The following is a 16,132-nucleotide window of genomic DNA, read 5'->3' on the forward strand; positions in this document are numbered from 1 at the left end:
GCAGGCTGTTCGCAATTCAGGAGCAGCCCCGGCGTGTCGCGCCCCTTCGTCGCCCGTGCGGGCGACACGCCGAGCGCGTTCCTGAGTTGTGAACGGGATCCAGGAACGACGAACGCGTTCGTCACGAACGAGCCGCTGCTATCGTGAGCGCATGGTGAGACAGGAACCGATCAGCCGGCGCGACCGACCGTCCAAACCAGCCCTGTCACGGGCGGCCATCGTCGATGCGGCGCTCGCCGTCATCGAGCGGGACGGTGCAGACAAGCTCACGATGCGGAAGCTCGCCGCCGCACTCGACACCGGGCCGGCCTCGCTCTACGTCTACGTCAAGAACACCACCGAGCTGTACGCGCTGCTGATCGACCGCCTCGTCGCCGAACTCGACCTCGGGTGGGACGGGAAGGAGGCATGGCGCCCTCGTCTGTACCGGGTGCTCGACGATTACACGGCGCTGCTCACGAAGCATCGTGAGTTCGCGCGCGCCGCCCAGATCGTGTGGCCGGACGGCCCCCACTACCTCGACCTCATCGAGCTCCTGCTGCGTCTGCTGACGGCGGCGGGCGTCACGAGGCGCACCGCGGCGATGGCGGTCGACCTGCTGCTGCAGTTCGCGACCTCGTCGGCCGTGGAGCGGGCGGCACGCTTCGATGAGGACGGGCAGGACCTCGACGACCTCATCGAGACGCTCGAATCGGCCGATCCGGACCGCCATCCGACCGTCGCCGACTTCGGGTCAGCCGTGTTCGTCGAGGGCGACCCGCTCGACCGCCGTCGCTGGGCGTTCGACGTGCTCGTCGCCGGCATCCTGGCCCGCGAGTAGGCAGTCGTGGCTGGCCACGACGGTGTCGGAGCAGCCATGAGTGACCGTTCGCGAGCAGCTATCGGACGGGGAGGATGATCGTCGCCCCGGTGGTCGGATGCGACATGACCTCGACGGGATAACGGTAGACGTCGGTGATCCGCTCGGGTGTGAGGACGTCGGCCGGACGCCCGGTCACGACCAGCCGCCCGGTCTGCAGGAGCGAGATCCGGTCGGCGTACGCCGCAGCCAGGTTGAGATCGTGCAGGACCACGATGACGGCGTCGCCGGCCGCAGCTGCCTCCCGCGCGAGCCGCAACACGTCCTCCTGGTGCCGCAGGTCGAGGGCTGCCGTCGGTTCGTCCAGGAGGAGGATGCCGGTCCGTTGCGCCAGCACCCGCGCGAGCGCCGTGCGTGCGCGCTCGCCGCCGGACAGCGACGGGACGTGCCGATCGGTGAACCGGGCGATGTCGGTGGCCGCGATCGCCTCGGCGACGGCCTCGTCGTCGTCCCGCTCCCGCTCGGTGCGCTGCCAGGGCGCGCGCCCCATCTCCACGACCTGCTGCACCGTGAAGGGGAAGAAGACCTCGTTGTGCTGCAGGAGCACCGCACGACGCCTGGCGAGATCCCGCAGCGCCCAATCGCCGAGCGGTCTCCCGGCGATGTCGATGCTCCCGGCCGTGATCGCCTGGTCGCCCGTGATGGCGGACAGCAGCGTCGACTTGCCGGCGCCGTTCGGCCCGATGAGGGCGTGGACCTCGCCGGCGCGGACGTCGATGCTGACGTCGTCGAGGATCCGTTTCCCGTCGATCTGCACGGTCACACCGCTGGCGGCGACGGCGACGGAACCGGTTGCGAGCCGCTCGGGGACCTCGATGCGGCTCATCCCCAACCCCCGGACGAGCGGCGCGTCCTCCGCAGCAGCCAGAAGAAGAACGGACCGCCGACGAGCGAGGTGAGCATGCCGATGGGCAGGTCGGCGAGGGGGACGGCCGTCCGGGCGACGAGGTCCGCCCCGAGCAGGAGCACGGCGCCGCCCAGCGTGCTGACGATGAGCAGCGGCAAGTGCGCCGGCCCGATGATCATCCGCATCAGGTGCGGGATGACGAGGCCCACAAACGCGATGATGCCCGCGAACGCGACGCTCGCCCCCACGAGCAGCGCCACGATCACGATGACGAGGATCCGCAGCCCTTCCACGTTGACGCCCAGGTGCCTGGCGCTCTTCTCCCCGAGCGACAGCAGATCCAGCTGGTGGGTCAGGAAGAACGCGACGACGAGGCCGACGACGATGAGTGGCAGGATGATCCCGACCTGCTCCCACCTGGACCCGTTGAGACTGCCGAGCTGCCAGAACACGATCTGCTCGCGAGCCGCCGTGTCGCCGAGGAACGTCATAAACGCCAGCCCTGCACCGGTGAAGGCGTTGATCGCGATACCGGTCAACACGAGCGTGATGACCTCCGTGCGGCCGCCGGCTCGACTCATCGCATAGACGAGGAAGGTCGCGACGAGGCCGCCGACGAACGCGGTCACGGCGACCGTCCACTCGCCGAGGAAACCCCACCCGAACACGATGGTCGCCGCAGCGCCGAGTGCCGCGCCGCCGGAGACGCCGACGACGCCAGGCTCTGCCAGCGGGTTGCCGAAGATCGCCTGCATGAGCATGCCGGCCGCCGCGAGGGCGGCGCCGATGACGAGCGCCATCACGACCCGCGGGAACCGGATGTTCCACAGTGCGGCTTCGCCGTTGGGGTGCGCAGGCAGAGGGCCGATGTCGAGTCCCAGCTTGTGCATGACCGACCCGAACACCTCAAGTGGCGGGACGTGCAGTTGACCGGTTCCGGCCGAGACGAGGGCGAGGGCGACGAGCGCCACCGCGAGGACTGCGGTGAGCGTGCCGGCGCGCAGCGGCCTGGTGCGGGGGAGGGGTGGGGCGGCAACGCCCGGTCCCTGAGCTTGTCGAAGGGCGGGAGGACGAGCCGGTGTGGGCCCTTCGACAAGCTCAGGGACCGGGGCCGCCGCGGGCACCTCCCGCGTCACTTCGCGGCCTGATCCGGCGCGTAGAGCGCGCGGGCGAGCGCGTCGAGCACGGCGGAGGTTCGTGGCCCGAAGCTCATGACCTCGGTGTCGTTCATGTCGATGATCCGGCGATGCTGCCCCGCGGGCGTCTGCGCGATCGCTGGGATCCGCTCCAGCAGTCCGTCGACGCCGCCGATTGATTCGAGCCCCTTCGTCATCATGATGAGGACGTCCGGTTTCGCGTCGATGATCGCTTCCGCCGTCATCGGCCGCATGCCCTTCCAGCCGATCTCGCCGGCGACGTCGACCGCGTCGAGGCTCTGGATGAGGACGTCCGCGCCTGAGCCCTCACCGAAGATGTAGTAGATCCCGGCGTTGCCGCGCACGTAGAAGAACATCACCCGTGGGCGGTCCGCGGGGTTCGCGGGCGCCAGCTTCGCGATGTCGGCGATCGTCGTCGACACCTCTTTCTGGATGCGTGCGTTGAGCAGTTCGCCCTCCGGTGCGACGCCGAGTGCCGCGGCGACCTGGGTGACGAGGTCGTCGATGTTGTCCAGGCTGCGTTGCGGTGTGAGGACAACGACGGGGATGCCGGATTCGCGCATCTGCAGGATGACGTCCCACGGCCCGATGGAGCTGTCGGTGATGATGACGCTCGGGTTCAGGGCGAGGATCGCCTCGCCGTTCAGCTCGTGCCCGTTCTGCGTCACGAGGGGGAGTTTCGCCGCCTCCGGGAATCCGGTCGAGGTGTCGCGGCCGACGACGTTGTCGCCGAGGCCGAGCCCGAACACGGTCGCGGCGAGCGATCCGTACAGGTCGAGTGCAAGGATGCGGCTCGTGTCGGTGATGGTCACCTGGGTGCCCTGATTGTCGGTGACGGTCACGGGGAGGGACGATTTCACGTGCTTCGCGACCGGGGTGATCCCCGGCTCGTTCATGCACGCCGTCGTCGGACCCTCCCAGTTCTTCGGGTCCTTCACCGGGGTGAGTTCGGACAGCGGTGCGGTGCTCCCACATCCGCCGGCCGTCTCTCCACCGTGGCCTGCACCTCCCGAACCGCTCGTGCCGGTTCCGGGAGAGCAGGCGGTGAGGGCGATGGCGATGACGGCGATGGCGGCGGCGACGATGGTTCGGCGCGCGCGGGCCGGACGGAAGACGTTCATGGTTAAGGTAAGCCTAACCTATGCTCGAAGCTGGGTGTTTGCCTGGTTTCGCTCAGAAACGCCCGGGCGTGTTCATGCAATGTTCATAGGCTCCGCATAGGATGAGGCACCTTTTCAACCAGGGGAGACTCCGATGACGGTGCCCGTCCAGCAGCAGACCGAGGCCGATGTGCCTGCCAAACGGTCACGGATCGCAGCGGCCGACGCCCCCATCCCGTTCTCCAAGCCGTACCGCGCCCCCGGCGAGCTCGTGAACCTCGAACGCGTCCTCTCCTCGGACCACTCGCACGGCGACGGTGCCTTCACCGCATCGGCGACGGCGAGGCTGCGCACACTGACCGGCACGACCGGCGTCCTCCTCACGAGCTCCGGCAGTCACGCCCTCGACCTCGCGAGCATCCTCCTCGGCGTCGGCAACGGCGACGAGGTCATCCTCCCGACGTTCACCTTCCCCTCGGCCGCGAATGCCATCGCGCTCGCCGGAGCGACCTGCGTGTTCGTGGACAGCGACCCGGTGACGGGCAACATCGACCCGGCCGCCGTCGCGCAGGCGGTCACGTCGCGCACCAAGGCGATCTCGGTCATGCACTACGGCGGCGTCCCCGTCGATCTGCCGGCGATCGAGGCGATCGCAGCCGAGCATGGGCTGCCGATTATCGAGGACAACGCGCACGGACTCGGCGTGCAGCATCGTGGTCGGGTGCTCGGCACCTTCGGCGCCATCGCCATCCAGAGCTTCCATGACACGAAGAACGTGCACTCCGGAGAGGGCGGCGCGATCATCATCAACGATCTGAGCCTCCTCGAACGTGCGGAGATCGTGCGGGAGAAGGGAACCGACCGGTCCAAGTTCCTGCGTGGGCAGGTGGACAAGTACAGCTGGGTCGATGTCGGCTCCAGCTACCTCATGAGCGAGTTGCAGGCGGCGGTCCTCGACGCCCAGCTGCAGTCCTTCGACACGATCCAGGCCAAGCGGCATGCCGTGTGGAACCGCTATGCGACGGAGCTCGCGGAGTGGGCCGATGCCGTGGGTGCGGATCTGATGGCGGTCCCGGACGGATCAGAGCACGCCGCCCACCTGTTCGCGATCCTCATGCCGGATCAGGCCGGTCAGTCGGCGCTCATCGCGCACCTGCGCACACTCGGGATCGTGGCCACGTTCCACTACGTTCCGCTGCACTCGAGTGCGGCGGGGCTCAGGCACGGTCGCGTCTCCGGCAGTGTCGACAACGCGGTGCGGTTCTCGCAGCGACTCGTCCGTCTGCCGCTCTGGGCAAGCCTCGACGAGCAGCAGGTGCAGCGCATCGTCGACGGTGTGCGATCGTTCCGTCCAGGGAAGGGCTGAGCATCACCGGTACCCTGGTCAGGTGAATGCGCGCGCAGAGACACCACCGGAGCCCTACGAGCCGGCAGAGGCGACCCTGGACGTCACCATCGTCATCCCCACCTACAACGGTGAGGACTACCTGGAGCAGATCCTGTCCGCGATCGAGACGCAGGACTACGACGGCACCGTCGAGACCCTCGTGATCGATTCCGGATCGACCGACCGGACGCTCGACATCGTCGCAGCTCACCCGGACGTCCGGCTGCACCGCATCCCGAACACGGAGTTCGGCCATGGGAGGACGAGGCAGCTCGCCGCCCGGATGTCTCGGGGCAAGTACGTCGTCTATCTCACCCACGATGCGATCCCCGGCGACTCCCGGTGGCTGCACGAGATTACGGCGCCGCTCGACCCCGACGGCATCGACGCCGTTGCGGTCATGGGCAAGCAGGTCCCGCGCCCGTCGTGCTTCCCGCTGCTGAAGTACGAGATCAACGGCGTCTTCCAGGGATTCGGGCCGGACTTCGGCACCACGATCTTCTCCAACGACGGTTTCGCGGATGGAAACCAGGGCCTCCTCGACGCGCTCGCGTTCTACTCGGACGTCAACTCCGCGACGCGCCGTGAGCTGCTGCTCGGCGACATCCCGTACCGCGATCTTCCGTACTCGGAGGACATGGCGTTCGGTGAGGACATCATCGCCGCCGGCCTCCGCAAGGCGTATGCACCGCGCGGCTGGGTCATCCACTCCAACGACCTGACGCTCCGCGAGTACGGCATGCGGATCTTCGACGAGACCACGGCGCTGCGTCGCATCGGGAAGCCGATCGCACCGCTCGGGCGTGGACGCCAGATCGCGTACATCGGTCGTGGCGCGCTGCGGGACACCGCGCGTATTGCCCGCGACCGCCAGTACGGCTGGAAGCGCCGCCTGTACTGGCTGGCCGTCAACCCCGTGTTCCACGTGGTGAAGTGGGACAGCTACTACAAGGCGTCCCGCGTCGATCTGGCCGATGAGGCCGCGATCCGCGCCGGTTCGCTGGAGCACAGCCGCAAGTAGCCCAGAAAGCCCTTCACATATTTAAGATGGGCACTGTAGTGTGAGGGAATGTTCGGAAACGCTCTCCTCGTCTCGGCGCTCGTCATTGCGATTCTGCTGATCGCACTGATCGTGGTCTACGTTCGCGCCACGATCAGGTGGCGGCGAGCTCGCAAGAGGCCGGTGTCGCCGACGTCGCATCAAACCCCGACGCCTCCCGAGCCTTAGATAGGCGAGAACTCCGAAGACCGGCGCCGTTTGTCGCGCTTAAAATATAACAATTCGTATTGTTTGCGTTTTTGTAATTAAAGCTTTACGGTTCACGGAGACGTTCTCGCGACGATGCGGGCGTTCGACACTTGACAAGGAGCAACGATGCTTACTGATACTCGGAACCCAAGCCGTTTTGCACGAACTGGTATGTGCGCTGCAGTTCTAACGACTGTCGCGGCGGCAATTCTTGTCCCCACGACGGCATCAGCGTCGACGGGCACTGCACTCGATTTCGCTGCTGAACGGGCTGCGCGCGCTTCCATGACCGATGGTGGAATTTCTCCCACCACCCAAGACCAACTCATTGCCAAACTGAGATCAGGAGTGCTGCCAGACTCCAGCTTGGGCGGAGAGCCGGTGAACGTTTTTACTGAAACTCACGACGATTCGATCCGCACTGTTCAGGATTACGCCGACGGATCACGGCGTTGGATCGATATCCAGCGGCCAACCACCGAAGGAAACAAGACTCGTGCTGGCCTCGACAACTGCTCATCTTCTGGCGGTTGGGTCAACAATTGTCGCGTGTGGATCGCGGATGCCGTGAGCTCCGCCAGATTTGATATCGACTACCAGCCCAGTTCATCGGGCCAAGCGAAGGTCCGTGACTACCGCTCCGCGACATGCGGCAGTATCGTTGGCGGCTGCAGCGTCAGCGGCGGTATTCAACGCGCAACACAGTCGTCTTCTGGCCCCGCGTGGGCTCAGCTCGACTACACCGCCCAAATCGCTTGGGGCGAGGTCCATGGGTCCTTTGGCATCCGTGTCTCTGGAAACTCTGTTTCCGTGTACTAGGCCGTGGACGTTCTCCAGCTCGCGACGTCTGCATGCCTCCATGTGGACATAACAAGCCTCAGCGTCCGCCTCCGCATCAACGAGCATCACCGGCTGGATCGTCGTAGCCGTTGTCGGAATCGTCGTGGGGATACTCATGTCGACTCGGCTGTTCTAGCTGTGTTCTGAAACGCCGATCGACGGATGACGAGTCGTTGAGCTCCATGGGCGCACAACTCTGCTCCCAGCGAAAGTACGTGCGTTTCGGAGCGTGATGGGCTTGCATGGACGGCATGCAGACGAACAGGCTCCTGGTGTTGGGCGGCTCCGAATTCGTGGGCCGCGCGGTGGTGGACGAGGCGCTCGCCTCCGGTTGGGACGTGACCGTCTTCAACCGCGGGACGCGACGCGATGTCGCCTACGCGGATGAGGTCGCCGTCCTGCGTGGCGACCGGCAGCAGCCGGGCGGCCTGGACGCGCTCCGCCTGGGCGAGTGGGACGTTGTGGTCGACACTTGGTCGTGGGGCCCGTCGGCGGTGCGGGATGCCGCAACGCTGCTCGCCGATCGCGCCGCGAGATACGTCTACGTCTCCAGCCGCTCGGTCTACGAATTCCCCACGCCAGCCGGCGCCGCCGAGGACGCGGCCGTGGTCGACGGCTCGGCGCACGACGACGGTTTCGCGGACTACGCGCGGGCGAAACGCGGCGGGGAGCTCGCGGCCGTCGCGGCGTTCGGCGACCGCGCCGTGCTCGCCAGAGCCGGATTGATCCTCGGCCCCAATGAGAACATCGGCCGCCTGCCGTGGTGGCTCACCCGCATCGCCGCCGGTGGTCGGGTCGTCGCTCCCGGACCCGCCGATGCGCCGATCCAGTACGTCGATGCTCGCGATCTCGCGGCATGGGTGCTCGCGGCGGCGTCCATCGGTGCGAGCGGACCGTTCAACGTCGTGAGCGAACCTGGCCGGACCACGATGGGGGAGCTGCTGGCAGCATGCATCGCCGCGACCGGATCAGGCGCGACGCTCGAATGGATCGACCCGGCCGTGCTGCTGGCCGCCGGTGTCGAGCCGTGGACGGACCTGCCGGTGTGGCTGCCGGCCGGGGAGTCCTCTGACACCATGCACCGCGGCGACGTGAGTCGCGCGATCGACGCCGGTCTGCGGATCCGTCCCGTCTCCGAGACGGTCGGCGACACCTGGGCGTGGCTGCAATCCATCGGCGGTGTGGCCCCGCAGCGCGCCGACCGTCCGGCGCTCGGGCTCGATCCCGCGCTGGAGGCGCAACTCCTCGCGCACTGAGCGCCAGAATGAATCACATTCATTTGGTCCCGCAGGTGTAGTGAGTCGATCTGGGCGGACTCAATGCCGGAAATGTCACGGTTCTGACTCGGTTTCAAGAAAATGAATCTGATCCTTTCTTGGCTGGCTTCCATGTGTCATACTCATTTTGCGCAACACGCGATGCCGTTCACCGACGAAGGAGCACGATGACCCAGCCGGACGCTGTGAGCCCCGTCGAGCAGGTCGAGCCAGCCGGCGCACCCACCGAACCGTACCGACCGGGCTACGAGCTCGTCGCGGAACGACTCCTGCAGTACATCGCCGCGGAGAACCTCCGCCCTGGCGACCGGCTGCCGACCGAACAGGGCCTCGCTGAGATCCTCGACGTCACCAGGAACGTCACCAGGGAAGCCGTCAAAGTCCTCGCCGCGATCGGCCGGCTGACGGTCCGTCGCGGCGCCGGCATTTTCGTCGCCTCCTCCGGCAACACGATCGCCGACGACGAGCTCGCGCACTTCCAGCCGACCGACATGGAACACGTCGTGATGCTCATCGACTACCGCCGGCTCATCGAGTCGGAGACGGCGAGCAGGGCCGCAACGCTCGCCACCCCGATCCAGGTCCGCGCCATTCGCGAGGCGGCGACCGAATCGGCGGATCTCGGCATCAGGAACGACGCGGAGGGCTTCGCGAAAGCCGATGCGGACTTCCACAACGCGGTCGGCATCGCCGCGGGGAACGTCTTCCTGCAATCGGGCGTCGCGACCGTGCGTCGCTTCATCTCGCAGTCCGACGTGCTCCTGTTCCACGGCGATGTGCCCGGGTCGCTCGACATCGCCGGGAAGCAGCACCTCGCCATCGCCCAGGCCATCGGCGAAGGCGACGCCGAACGCGCCTCGGCACTCATGATCGAGCATATCGAGACGACCCAGCATCAGTTCGAGCGGAAGATCCGCGACCGGATCTTCACCACGAACGCCACACGCTGATCGGCTGGCGCTGACCGGCCGGCGCTGACCGGCCGGCGCTGACCGGCTGACACCACCGGTCACATCCCTTCCGCACACCTCCATCAAGAACGGCCGCCGGCTCCCGGCGCGATCCGTCCTGCCGTCCTGCCTGTTTTCCGCACCGTCCTGCCCGTTTCCGCACCGACCAGAGGGACTTCAACGATGAAATCTCGTTTCTCGAGAGCCGCAACACCCGCCGCAGCACGCGGCACAGCCGCACCGATTCACACCGCACCGACTCACGCCGCACCGTCGCGCACCCCGTTCCGGGCAGCAGCCCTCGGGATCGGCATCGTGTTGGCGCTCGGCCTCTCCGCCCCTGCTACGGCCAACGCCGGCCAGCTCCCAGGCGCCGCCGCAGCCGGAACCACCGCCGCAGCCACCGCCGCAGCCAGCTCCCGCTACACGCTCCCGCCGCTCGTGATCTACGTCTCGCCCACCGCGAAGGGCCTGCAGCTCGGCACGAAGGCGCGTCCGTTCGGCAGCCTCGAGCGGGCGAAGCAGGCCGTCCGCCTGCTCAACAAGCACATGATCACCGACATCGAGGTCCGGCTGCTCGACGGCACCTACCGGCTCGACAAACCGTTCGAACTGACCGCGCGCGACTCCGGCAGCAACGGCCACACGATCACCTACGCGGCAGCCCCCGGAGCGACCCCGATCATCAGCGGCGGCACCCAGGTCACCGGCTGGCAGTTGTCCGACCCGGCCCGCGGGATCTATCGCGCGCACGTCGGCAAGGTCGACACCCGTCAGCTCTACGTCGACGGTGAACCGGCCACACGGGCCCGCAGCGGCGACAACCCCGGCGGCTTCTCCAAGAACGCGACCGGGTACACGATCACCGATCCCGCCTACCAGCACTGGGGCAACCAGCGCGATGTCGAGGTCGTCTCCTCGTGGGGCTGGAAGCTGCAGCGATGCCTCGTGGAATCGATCTCGGCCACCGCGATGACCATCCAGCAGCCGTGCTGGAACAACGCGAACCTGCAGGAGGGTCAGGAGATCCAGAACCCGAGCTGGATCGAGAACGCCTACGAGCTGCTCGACAGCCCGGGGGAGTGGTACCTCGACAAGGCGAAGGGCGACCTGTTCTACAAGCCGAAGGACGGACAGGACCTGAGCGTCGCGAACGTCACGATCCCGAAGGCGCCATCACTCGTGGACCTCACCGGCACCATCGGGAAGCCCGTGCACGACGTGGCGTTCTCTGGGCTCACGTTCTCGCACTCGACCTGGCTCGAACCGTCCTCCCCTGACGGCCTCATCGAGGGGCAGGCCGGCTTCCGCATGGTCGGCGCAGGCAACCCCACCTTCGACTCCACCCGTCTGAACTGGAAGAAGACGCCGGGCGCGGTCAACGTCTCCTACGGCCACAAGGTGTCCTTCACCGGCAACACCTTCACGCACCTCGGCGCGGTCGGCCTGAACCTCAACACGGGCACGCAGGGCACGACCATCACAGGCAACGTCTTCACCGACATCGCCGGAACCGGCCTGCAGATCGGCGGCACCGACATCGTCGACCACCACCCGACCGACAAGCGCTCCGTCACCAAGGACACCACCGTCCGCAACAACTTCATCACCGACATCGCGACGAACTACCGCGGCTCCGTCGGCATCCTCGCCGGGTACACGGACAACACGGTCATCGAGCACAACCGCATCAAGCACGTCCCCTACAGCGGCATCTCCGTCGGCTGGGGCTGGGGCCTCACCGACAAGGGCGGCAACGTCAACTACCCGACCAACGGTGGGATCCCGATCTACGACACGGACACCCCGAGCCGGCACACGATCGTGCGGTACAACTGGATCAGCGACATCATGCGGTCCCAGGCGGACGGCGGCGCGATCTACACGCTCAGCCGCACGCCGGACAGCGAGGTCTCCGGGAACTACATCACCGATGTCCCGCACTCCGCCTACGGCGCGATCTACCACGACGAGGCGAGCAGCGGGTTCAAGAACTTCAACAACGCGTTCTGCAACATCGACTTCCAGTGGCTGCTCGTGAACCACGGCATCGGGCTCGACGTGCAGCGGAACATCGCCACGACGCCGCGGTTCTCCACGCAGGGCAACACGATCGACACGACCGTCGCGAACAACACGACCGTCGAGAGCTGCGAGCAGATGCCGGCGAGCATCGTGGCGAACGCCGGACTCGAGGCCGCGTACCGTCACCTCGACCCGGTCGAGGCGCCGGCGGACCAGACGGCGCCGAGCGCCCCTGGCGCGGCATCGGCCGAGGCGGCGTTCCTCACGGTCGCCGACCTCAGCTGGGGCGCGGCCCAGGACGACACGGGTGTGACCGGGTACTCGGTCTTCGCGGACGGGAAACTCGTCTCCGCTTCGAAGGACCCCGCGGTGCGCCTGACCGGCCTGACCGCCGGAGCGTCCTATGTCATCACCGTCACGGCCCGCGATGCGGCAGGCAACGAGTCCGCACCGAGCGAGCCCGCGACGATCACGATGCCGGACGGCAGCGACCTCGCGAAGGGGAAGCCCGTCACGGCCTCTTCCTACTCGGAGCCCAACACGCCTGAACTCGCCGTGGACGGGGACCTGTCCACCCGCTGGGCCCAGGCCATCGGCTACCCGGACCCGTCGTGGATCCAGGTGGACCTCGGCAGCAACCAGGACGTCTCAGGCGTCATCACGACCTTCGAACTCGCGACGGGCTACAAGTACCGTCTGGAGGCGTCGACCGACGAGATGAACTGGACGACGATCGAGGACCACACCGGCCAGGCGACGACCGTCCCGACGAACTACTCGATCCCGGAGCACCCGGTCACCGGCCGCTACGTCCGGCTCTCGATCGTCGGTACGAACGGCAACGGCGGCAGCATCTACGGCCTCGAGGTCTACGGCACGCCGAGCGCGCCGAGTGGTGACACCCAGGCGCCGAGCGCACCGGGGAAGCCCACGGCGGACATCCTCCTGCCGAGCGTCCTCGACCTCGGCTGGGCGGCATCGACCGATGACGTCGGCGTCACGAGCTACGCGGTCTACGACGGCGACACCCGCATCGCGTTGACGACGGAACCGACGTTCCGGGTCACCGGCCTGAAGCCTGGCAGCGAGCACTCGTTCACCGTCATCGCCCGCGATGCCGCGCTCAACGAGTCCGCACGGAGCGAGGCCGTTCCGGTCACCATGCCGGCCGACACGAGTCTCACGACGGGCAAGCAGGTCACGGCGTCCTCCTTCTCGGAGCCGAACACCCCCGACAAGCTCGTCGACGGCGACCTCGGCACCCGCTGGGCCCAGGGCATCGGCCTCTCCGACCCGTCCTGGGTCCAGGTCGACCTCGGAGCCGCCACCCAGGTGAAGAGCGTCGTCGCGACCTTCGAACTGCCCTCCGGGTACCGGTACCGGCTGGAGACGTCCCTCGACGGCCAGACGTGGACGACGTTCGACGACCGTACGGCGGACAAGACCACCCAGCGCACCAACTACTCCTTCCAGGGGGAGGCCGTCTCCGCCCGCTATCTGCGCCTCACGGTCGTGGACAGCAGCTGGAACGGCGGCAGCCTGTGGGAGTTGCAGGCCTACGGCCAGCTGTAGTCCAGTCCACACCACCCCGGTCCCTGAACCCCGGTCCCTGAGCTTGTCGAAGGGCCAGTCTCCACCAGAACCCCGGTCCCTGAGCTTGTCGAAGGGCACCACACCAGAACGACAGAGAGCCACCATGAAGATCACCCACGTCGAATCCATCCGGGTTCACGTTCCAGCCGCCGATCCGCCGTTCAACTGGCGGGCAGGCCTCGCCGGCAGCCCGCCGGCGTCGGACGGCGCCGTCCTCCGGATCGGCACGGACGACGGCGCGGAGGGCGTCGCGTTCTTCTCCCGCCCTGGGGCCGCGGTGATGCTCGACGATCTCGTGGAGCGGGTGTTCCGTCCGGAGCTCATCGGCCGTGACCCGTTGCAGCGCGAGTACATCTGGCACCGCATCTGGGAACTCGACCGCATCCACGAGCTGCCCCTGCCGACGCTCGGCCTCATCGACGTCGCCCTGTGGGACCTCGCCGGTCGGATGTACGACCAGCCGACGTGGCAGGTCCTCGGCGGCTACCGGACGTCGCTCCCGGCGTACGCGTCGACGTCCACGTTCGACACGATCGAGGAGTTCCTCGATGTCGCGGACCAGGCGCTCGCGCTCGGCTACCACGGCATCAAGCTGCATGCGTGGGGTGACGCCCGTCGCGACGCCGAGTTGAGCATCGCGCTGCGTGAGCACGTCGGCGACGCCGTGCCGCTGATGTACGACGGCTCGGCGGGGTTCGACCTCCCGGACGCCATCCACCTGGGCCGGGCGCTGTCCGACGCCGGGTACCTCTGGTACGAGGAGCCGATGCGGGAGTTCAGCATCAACGCGTACAGCCGTTTGGCCGACGCGGTGGACATCCCGTTGCTCGTCGCGGAGACGTCCGACGGCGCGCACATGAACTCCGCGGACTTCATCAGCTCGGGTGCTGCGACCTTCGGTGTCCGGGCGAGCGCGAACCTGCGCGGCGGCATCACGGGGGCGATGCGGACGGCGCACCTCGCCGACGCGTATCGCATCCGCGCGGAGGTGCACGGCTCGGATCTGCCCAACCACCACCTGTGCATGGCGATCTCCAACACGACGTATTACGAGTCGCTCGTCACCTCGACGAACGTCACCAGAGAGCGCTACGTGGATGCCGACGGCCTCCTCCAGGCGCCGACGGCGCCCGGCATCTCGCTCCCGGCCGGCCTGGACTATCCGGCGTCGCTCAGACACATCACCGATGTCGACGAGCGGCACCATCCCGCGGCCTGATCCCGCCCCGACCCCGGTCCCTGAGCCTGTCGAAGGGCCCGCCACCATCCCATCCCGCACCACGCACACCACCCCTCACATCCGATTCCCGAAAGGCCCGACAATGAAGTCACCACGACTCACACCGTCCCTCCCACGCCGTTCACGCACCATCGGCGCCCTCGCGCTCCTCGCCATCACGGGCGCGGTCGCGTTCAGCGGTTGCGCGAGCGCCGAGCAGTCCGCGGGCGAAGCAGGCTCCTTCACCCCCGTCACGCAGGACGAGTCCTCCGAGATCACCGTCTGGGCGGACTCGACGCGTCTGCCGTCGGTCGAGGCGTACCAGAAGGCCAACCCGGACGTGAAGATGAAGATCGTCACGTACGACGGCAGCGCTGACGGCTCCACCTACCTGCAGACGAAGGTGCAGCTGTTCGACCGCACGGACAAGGGCTGGCCGGACGTCGTGTTCGCGGCCCCGACCGATGTCACGTGGGCGTCGCAGCCGACGAGCCCTGGGAAGGTCCCGTTCGCCGCGCCGCTCGATGAGGACCTCGTGTCCCAGAAGACGCTCGACGGCTTCGCGAAGGGTTCGCTCACGCCGTGCGAGTTCGACGGCCACACCTACTGCCTGCGCAACGACATCGCCCAGGTCGTGCTCTGGTACAACAAGACGCTCCTCGACCAGTTCGGCTACGCCGTGCCGACGACGTGGGAGGAGTACGAGGCGCTCGGCAAGAAGGTCGCCACGGAGCACCCCGGCTACCTGGTCGGATCGATCGGCGACACCAACTCGCACGAGTCCTACTTCTGGTCCAGCCAGTGCCCCGCGCAGGAGCTGCAGAAGGACGGCAAGCTCCGCGTCGACCTCGCCGATGAGAACTGCACGCGTATGGCGTCGCTGCTCGACAACCTCATCGCCGCCGGTTCCGTCAGCACGCAGGGCTTCTTCAGCCAGGGCTTCGACGGCAGCAAGGTCCTCATGGCCAACGGTCCGTCCTGGTACGGCAAGTACCTCTTCGACTCCGCGTTCAAGGTGCCGGCCGGTCAGATCGCCGCTGCGAACCCGCTGAAGTGGGAGGGCGAGTCCGAGGCCTTCACCGGCAACGTCGGCGGAGGCGTGTGGATGGTGTCCTCTCACTCGAAGAACCTCAAGGCTGCGACCGCGCTCGGCGAGTGGCTGACCACGTCGAACGAGAACCTCGCGGACGCCCCCACCTACCCGGCGTTCACCGCCGGCGCTGACGCGTGGCTCGCGAACCCGGACAACAAGGACTACTTCGCCGGCGACATCAGCGGACCGTTCCGCACCGCGGCCGACCAGGTGTGGACCGGCTGGTCCAACACGAAGTTCAGCGATGCGACGGCGTGGGCGAGCGTCGTCCTCCCGGCGATCACCGCGGGGAAGACCCTCACCGAGACCCTGCCGGCGTGGCAGCAGGCCGTGACCGATGAGGCGAAGTCCGTCGGATACGAGGTCGTCAACAAATGACCTCGCTCGACGCCGGGCGCGCAACTGCGCTCGTCACGGCTGAACCGGTGACTCCGGTTCAGCCGCCCCGGGGGGGGGGGCTTGGACACCGCCCGGGGGGTGTTGCCCGTCCCTTTTTCCTTGACTAATACCCCCTGTTGTTTCTCTCTTTTTGGGTG

The 16,132-nt window shown here is 67.4% G+C and carries 12 protein-coding genes; 9 read left to right on the forward strand and 3 right to left on the reverse strand.

Features of this window, described 5'->3' with window-relative positions:
• Positions 1 to 151 precede the first annotated feature (151 nt).
• Entirely contained in the window at positions 152 to 820 is a 669-nt protein-coding gene (locus ACL9RL_RS14255; RefSeq protein WP_422780925.1) for a TetR/AcrR family transcriptional regulator, read from the forward strand.
• 58 nt (positions 821 to 878) lie between these two features.
• Here ACL9RL_RS14255 and ACL9RL_RS14260 read toward each other — a convergent pair whose 3' ends face one another.
• The 3 genes from ACL9RL_RS14260 to ACL9RL_RS14270 all read right to left on the reverse strand — a co-directional run bounded on the left by ACL9RL_RS14260 (position 879) and on the right by ACL9RL_RS14270 (position 3,984).
• The gene (locus ACL9RL_RS14260; RefSeq protein ID WP_422780926.1) at positions 879 to 1,685 is read right to left on the reverse strand and encodes a heme ABC transporter ATP-binding protein; all 807 of its coding nucleotides are present in this window, start codon (positions 1,683 to 1,685) and stop codon (positions 879 to 881) included.
• Positions 1,682 to 2,710 (reverse strand): FecCD family ABC transporter permease, encoded by a 1,029-nt coding sequence (locus tag ACL9RL_RS14265; protein ID WP_422780947.1) that lies wholly within the window; start codon positions 2,708 to 2,710, stop codon positions 1,682 to 1,684. Before ACL9RL_RS14265 ends, ACL9RL_RS14260 begins: the two co-directional genes overlap by 4 nt.
• 128 nt (positions 2,711 to 2,838) lie before the next feature.
• On the reverse strand, positions 2,839 to 3,984 hold the full coding sequence (locus ACL9RL_RS14270; RefSeq protein ID WP_422780927.1) for a heme/hemin ABC transporter substrate-binding protein: 1,146 nt from the start codon (positions 3,982 to 3,984) through the stop codon (positions 2,839 to 2,841).
• A gap of 133 nt (positions 3,985 to 4,117) precedes the next feature.
• On the opposite strand from ACL9RL_RS14270, the gene rffA reads away from it, so the two are divergent.
• The 8 genes from rffA (at position 4,118) to ACL9RL_RS14310 (ending at position 15,974) form a co-directional block, all read left to right on the forward strand.
• Entirely contained in the window at positions 4,118 to 5,329 is a 1,212-nt protein-coding gene (rffA, locus tag ACL9RL_RS14275) for a dTDP-4-amino-4,6-dideoxygalactose transaminase (RefSeq protein ID WP_422780928.1), read from the forward strand.
• Positions 5,330 to 5,351: 22 nt separating this feature from the next.
• Entirely contained in the window at positions 5,352 to 6,371 is a 1,020-nt protein-coding gene (locus ACL9RL_RS14280) for a glycosyltransferase family A protein (protein WP_422780929.1), read from the forward strand.
• A 354-nt stretch (positions 6,372 to 6,725) separates the two neighbouring features.
• On the forward strand, positions 6,726 to 7,418 hold the full coding sequence (locus tag ACL9RL_RS14285; protein WP_422780930.1) for a hypothetical protein: 693 nt from the start codon (positions 6,726 to 6,728) through the stop codon (positions 7,416 to 7,418).
• Positions 7,419 to 7,690: 272 nt separating this feature from the next.
• Positions 7,691 to 8,695 (forward strand): NAD-dependent epimerase/dehydratase family protein, encoded by a 1,005-nt coding sequence (locus tag ACL9RL_RS14290; protein ID WP_422780931.1) that lies wholly within the window; start codon positions 7,691 to 7,693, stop codon positions 8,693 to 8,695.
• Between the two features lie 188 nt (positions 8,696 to 8,883).
• Entirely contained in the window at positions 8,884 to 9,666 is a 783-nt protein-coding gene (locus ACL9RL_RS14295) for a FadR/GntR family transcriptional regulator (RefSeq protein ID WP_422780932.1), read from the forward strand.
• Between the two features lie 183 nt (positions 9,667 to 9,849).
• Positions 9,850 to 13,263 carry a discoidin domain-containing protein gene (locus tag ACL9RL_RS14300; protein ID WP_422780933.1) on the forward strand — a complete coding sequence of 1,138 codons (3,414 nt, stop codon included), beginning with the start codon at positions 9,850 to 9,852 and terminating at the stop codon, positions 13,261 to 13,263.
• Positions 13,264 to 13,387: 124 nt separating this feature from the next.
• The gene (locus ACL9RL_RS14305) at positions 13,388 to 14,503 is read left to right on the forward strand and encodes an enolase C-terminal domain-like protein (protein WP_422780934.1); all 1,116 of its coding nucleotides are present in this window, start codon (positions 13,388 to 13,390) and stop codon (positions 14,501 to 14,503) included.
• 103 nt (positions 14,504 to 14,606) lie between these two features.
• Entirely contained in the window at positions 14,607 to 15,974 is a 1,368-nt protein-coding gene (locus tag ACL9RL_RS14310; protein WP_422780935.1) for an ABC transporter substrate-binding protein, read from the forward strand.
• Positions 15,975 to 16,132 lie beyond the last annotated feature (158 nt).

Origin of the sequence: Plantibacter sp. Mn2098, assembly GCF_049319745.1 — a bacterium.
GTDB lineage: Bacteria > Actinomycetota > Actinomycetes > Actinomycetales > Microbacteriaceae > Plantibacter.

Coding starts and splice junctions, on each gene's coding strand:
- ACL9RL_RS14300 (WP_422780933.1), top strand. CDS start 9,850: ATGAAATCTCGTTTCTCGAGAGCCGCAACACCCGCCGCAGCACGCGGC.
- rffA (WP_422780928.1), top strand. CDS start 4,118: ATGACGGTGCCCGTCCAGCAGCAGACCGAGGCCGATGTGCCTGCCAAA.
- ACL9RL_RS14255 (WP_422780925.1), top strand. CDS start 152: ATGGTGAGACAGGAACCGATCAGCCGGCGCGACCGACCGTCCAAACCA.
- ACL9RL_RS14260 (WP_422780926.1), bottom strand. CDS start 1,685: ATGAGCCGCATCGAGGTCCCCGAGCGGCTCGCAACCGGTTCCGTCGCC.
- ACL9RL_RS14285 (WP_422780930.1), top strand. CDS start 6,726: ATGCTTACTGATACTCGGAACCCAAGCCGTTTTGCACGAACTGGTATG.
- ACL9RL_RS14295 (WP_422780932.1), top strand. CDS start 8,884: ATGACCCAGCCGGACGCTGTGAGCCCCGTCGAGCAGGTCGAGCCAGCC.
- ACL9RL_RS14305 (WP_422780934.1), top strand. CDS start 13,388: ATGAAGATCACCCACGTCGAATCCATCCGGGTTCACGTTCCAGCCGCC.
- ACL9RL_RS14310 (WP_422780935.1), top strand. CDS start 14,607: ATGAAGTCACCACGACTCACACCGTCCCTCCCACGCCGTTCACGCACC.
- ACL9RL_RS14290 (WP_422780931.1), top strand. CDS start 7,691: ATGCAGACGAACAGGCTCCTGGTGTTGGGCGGCTCCGAATTCGTGGGC.
- ACL9RL_RS14270 (WP_422780927.1), bottom strand. CDS start 3,984: ATGAACGTCTTCCGTCCGGCCCGCGCGCGCCGAACCATCGTCGCCGCC.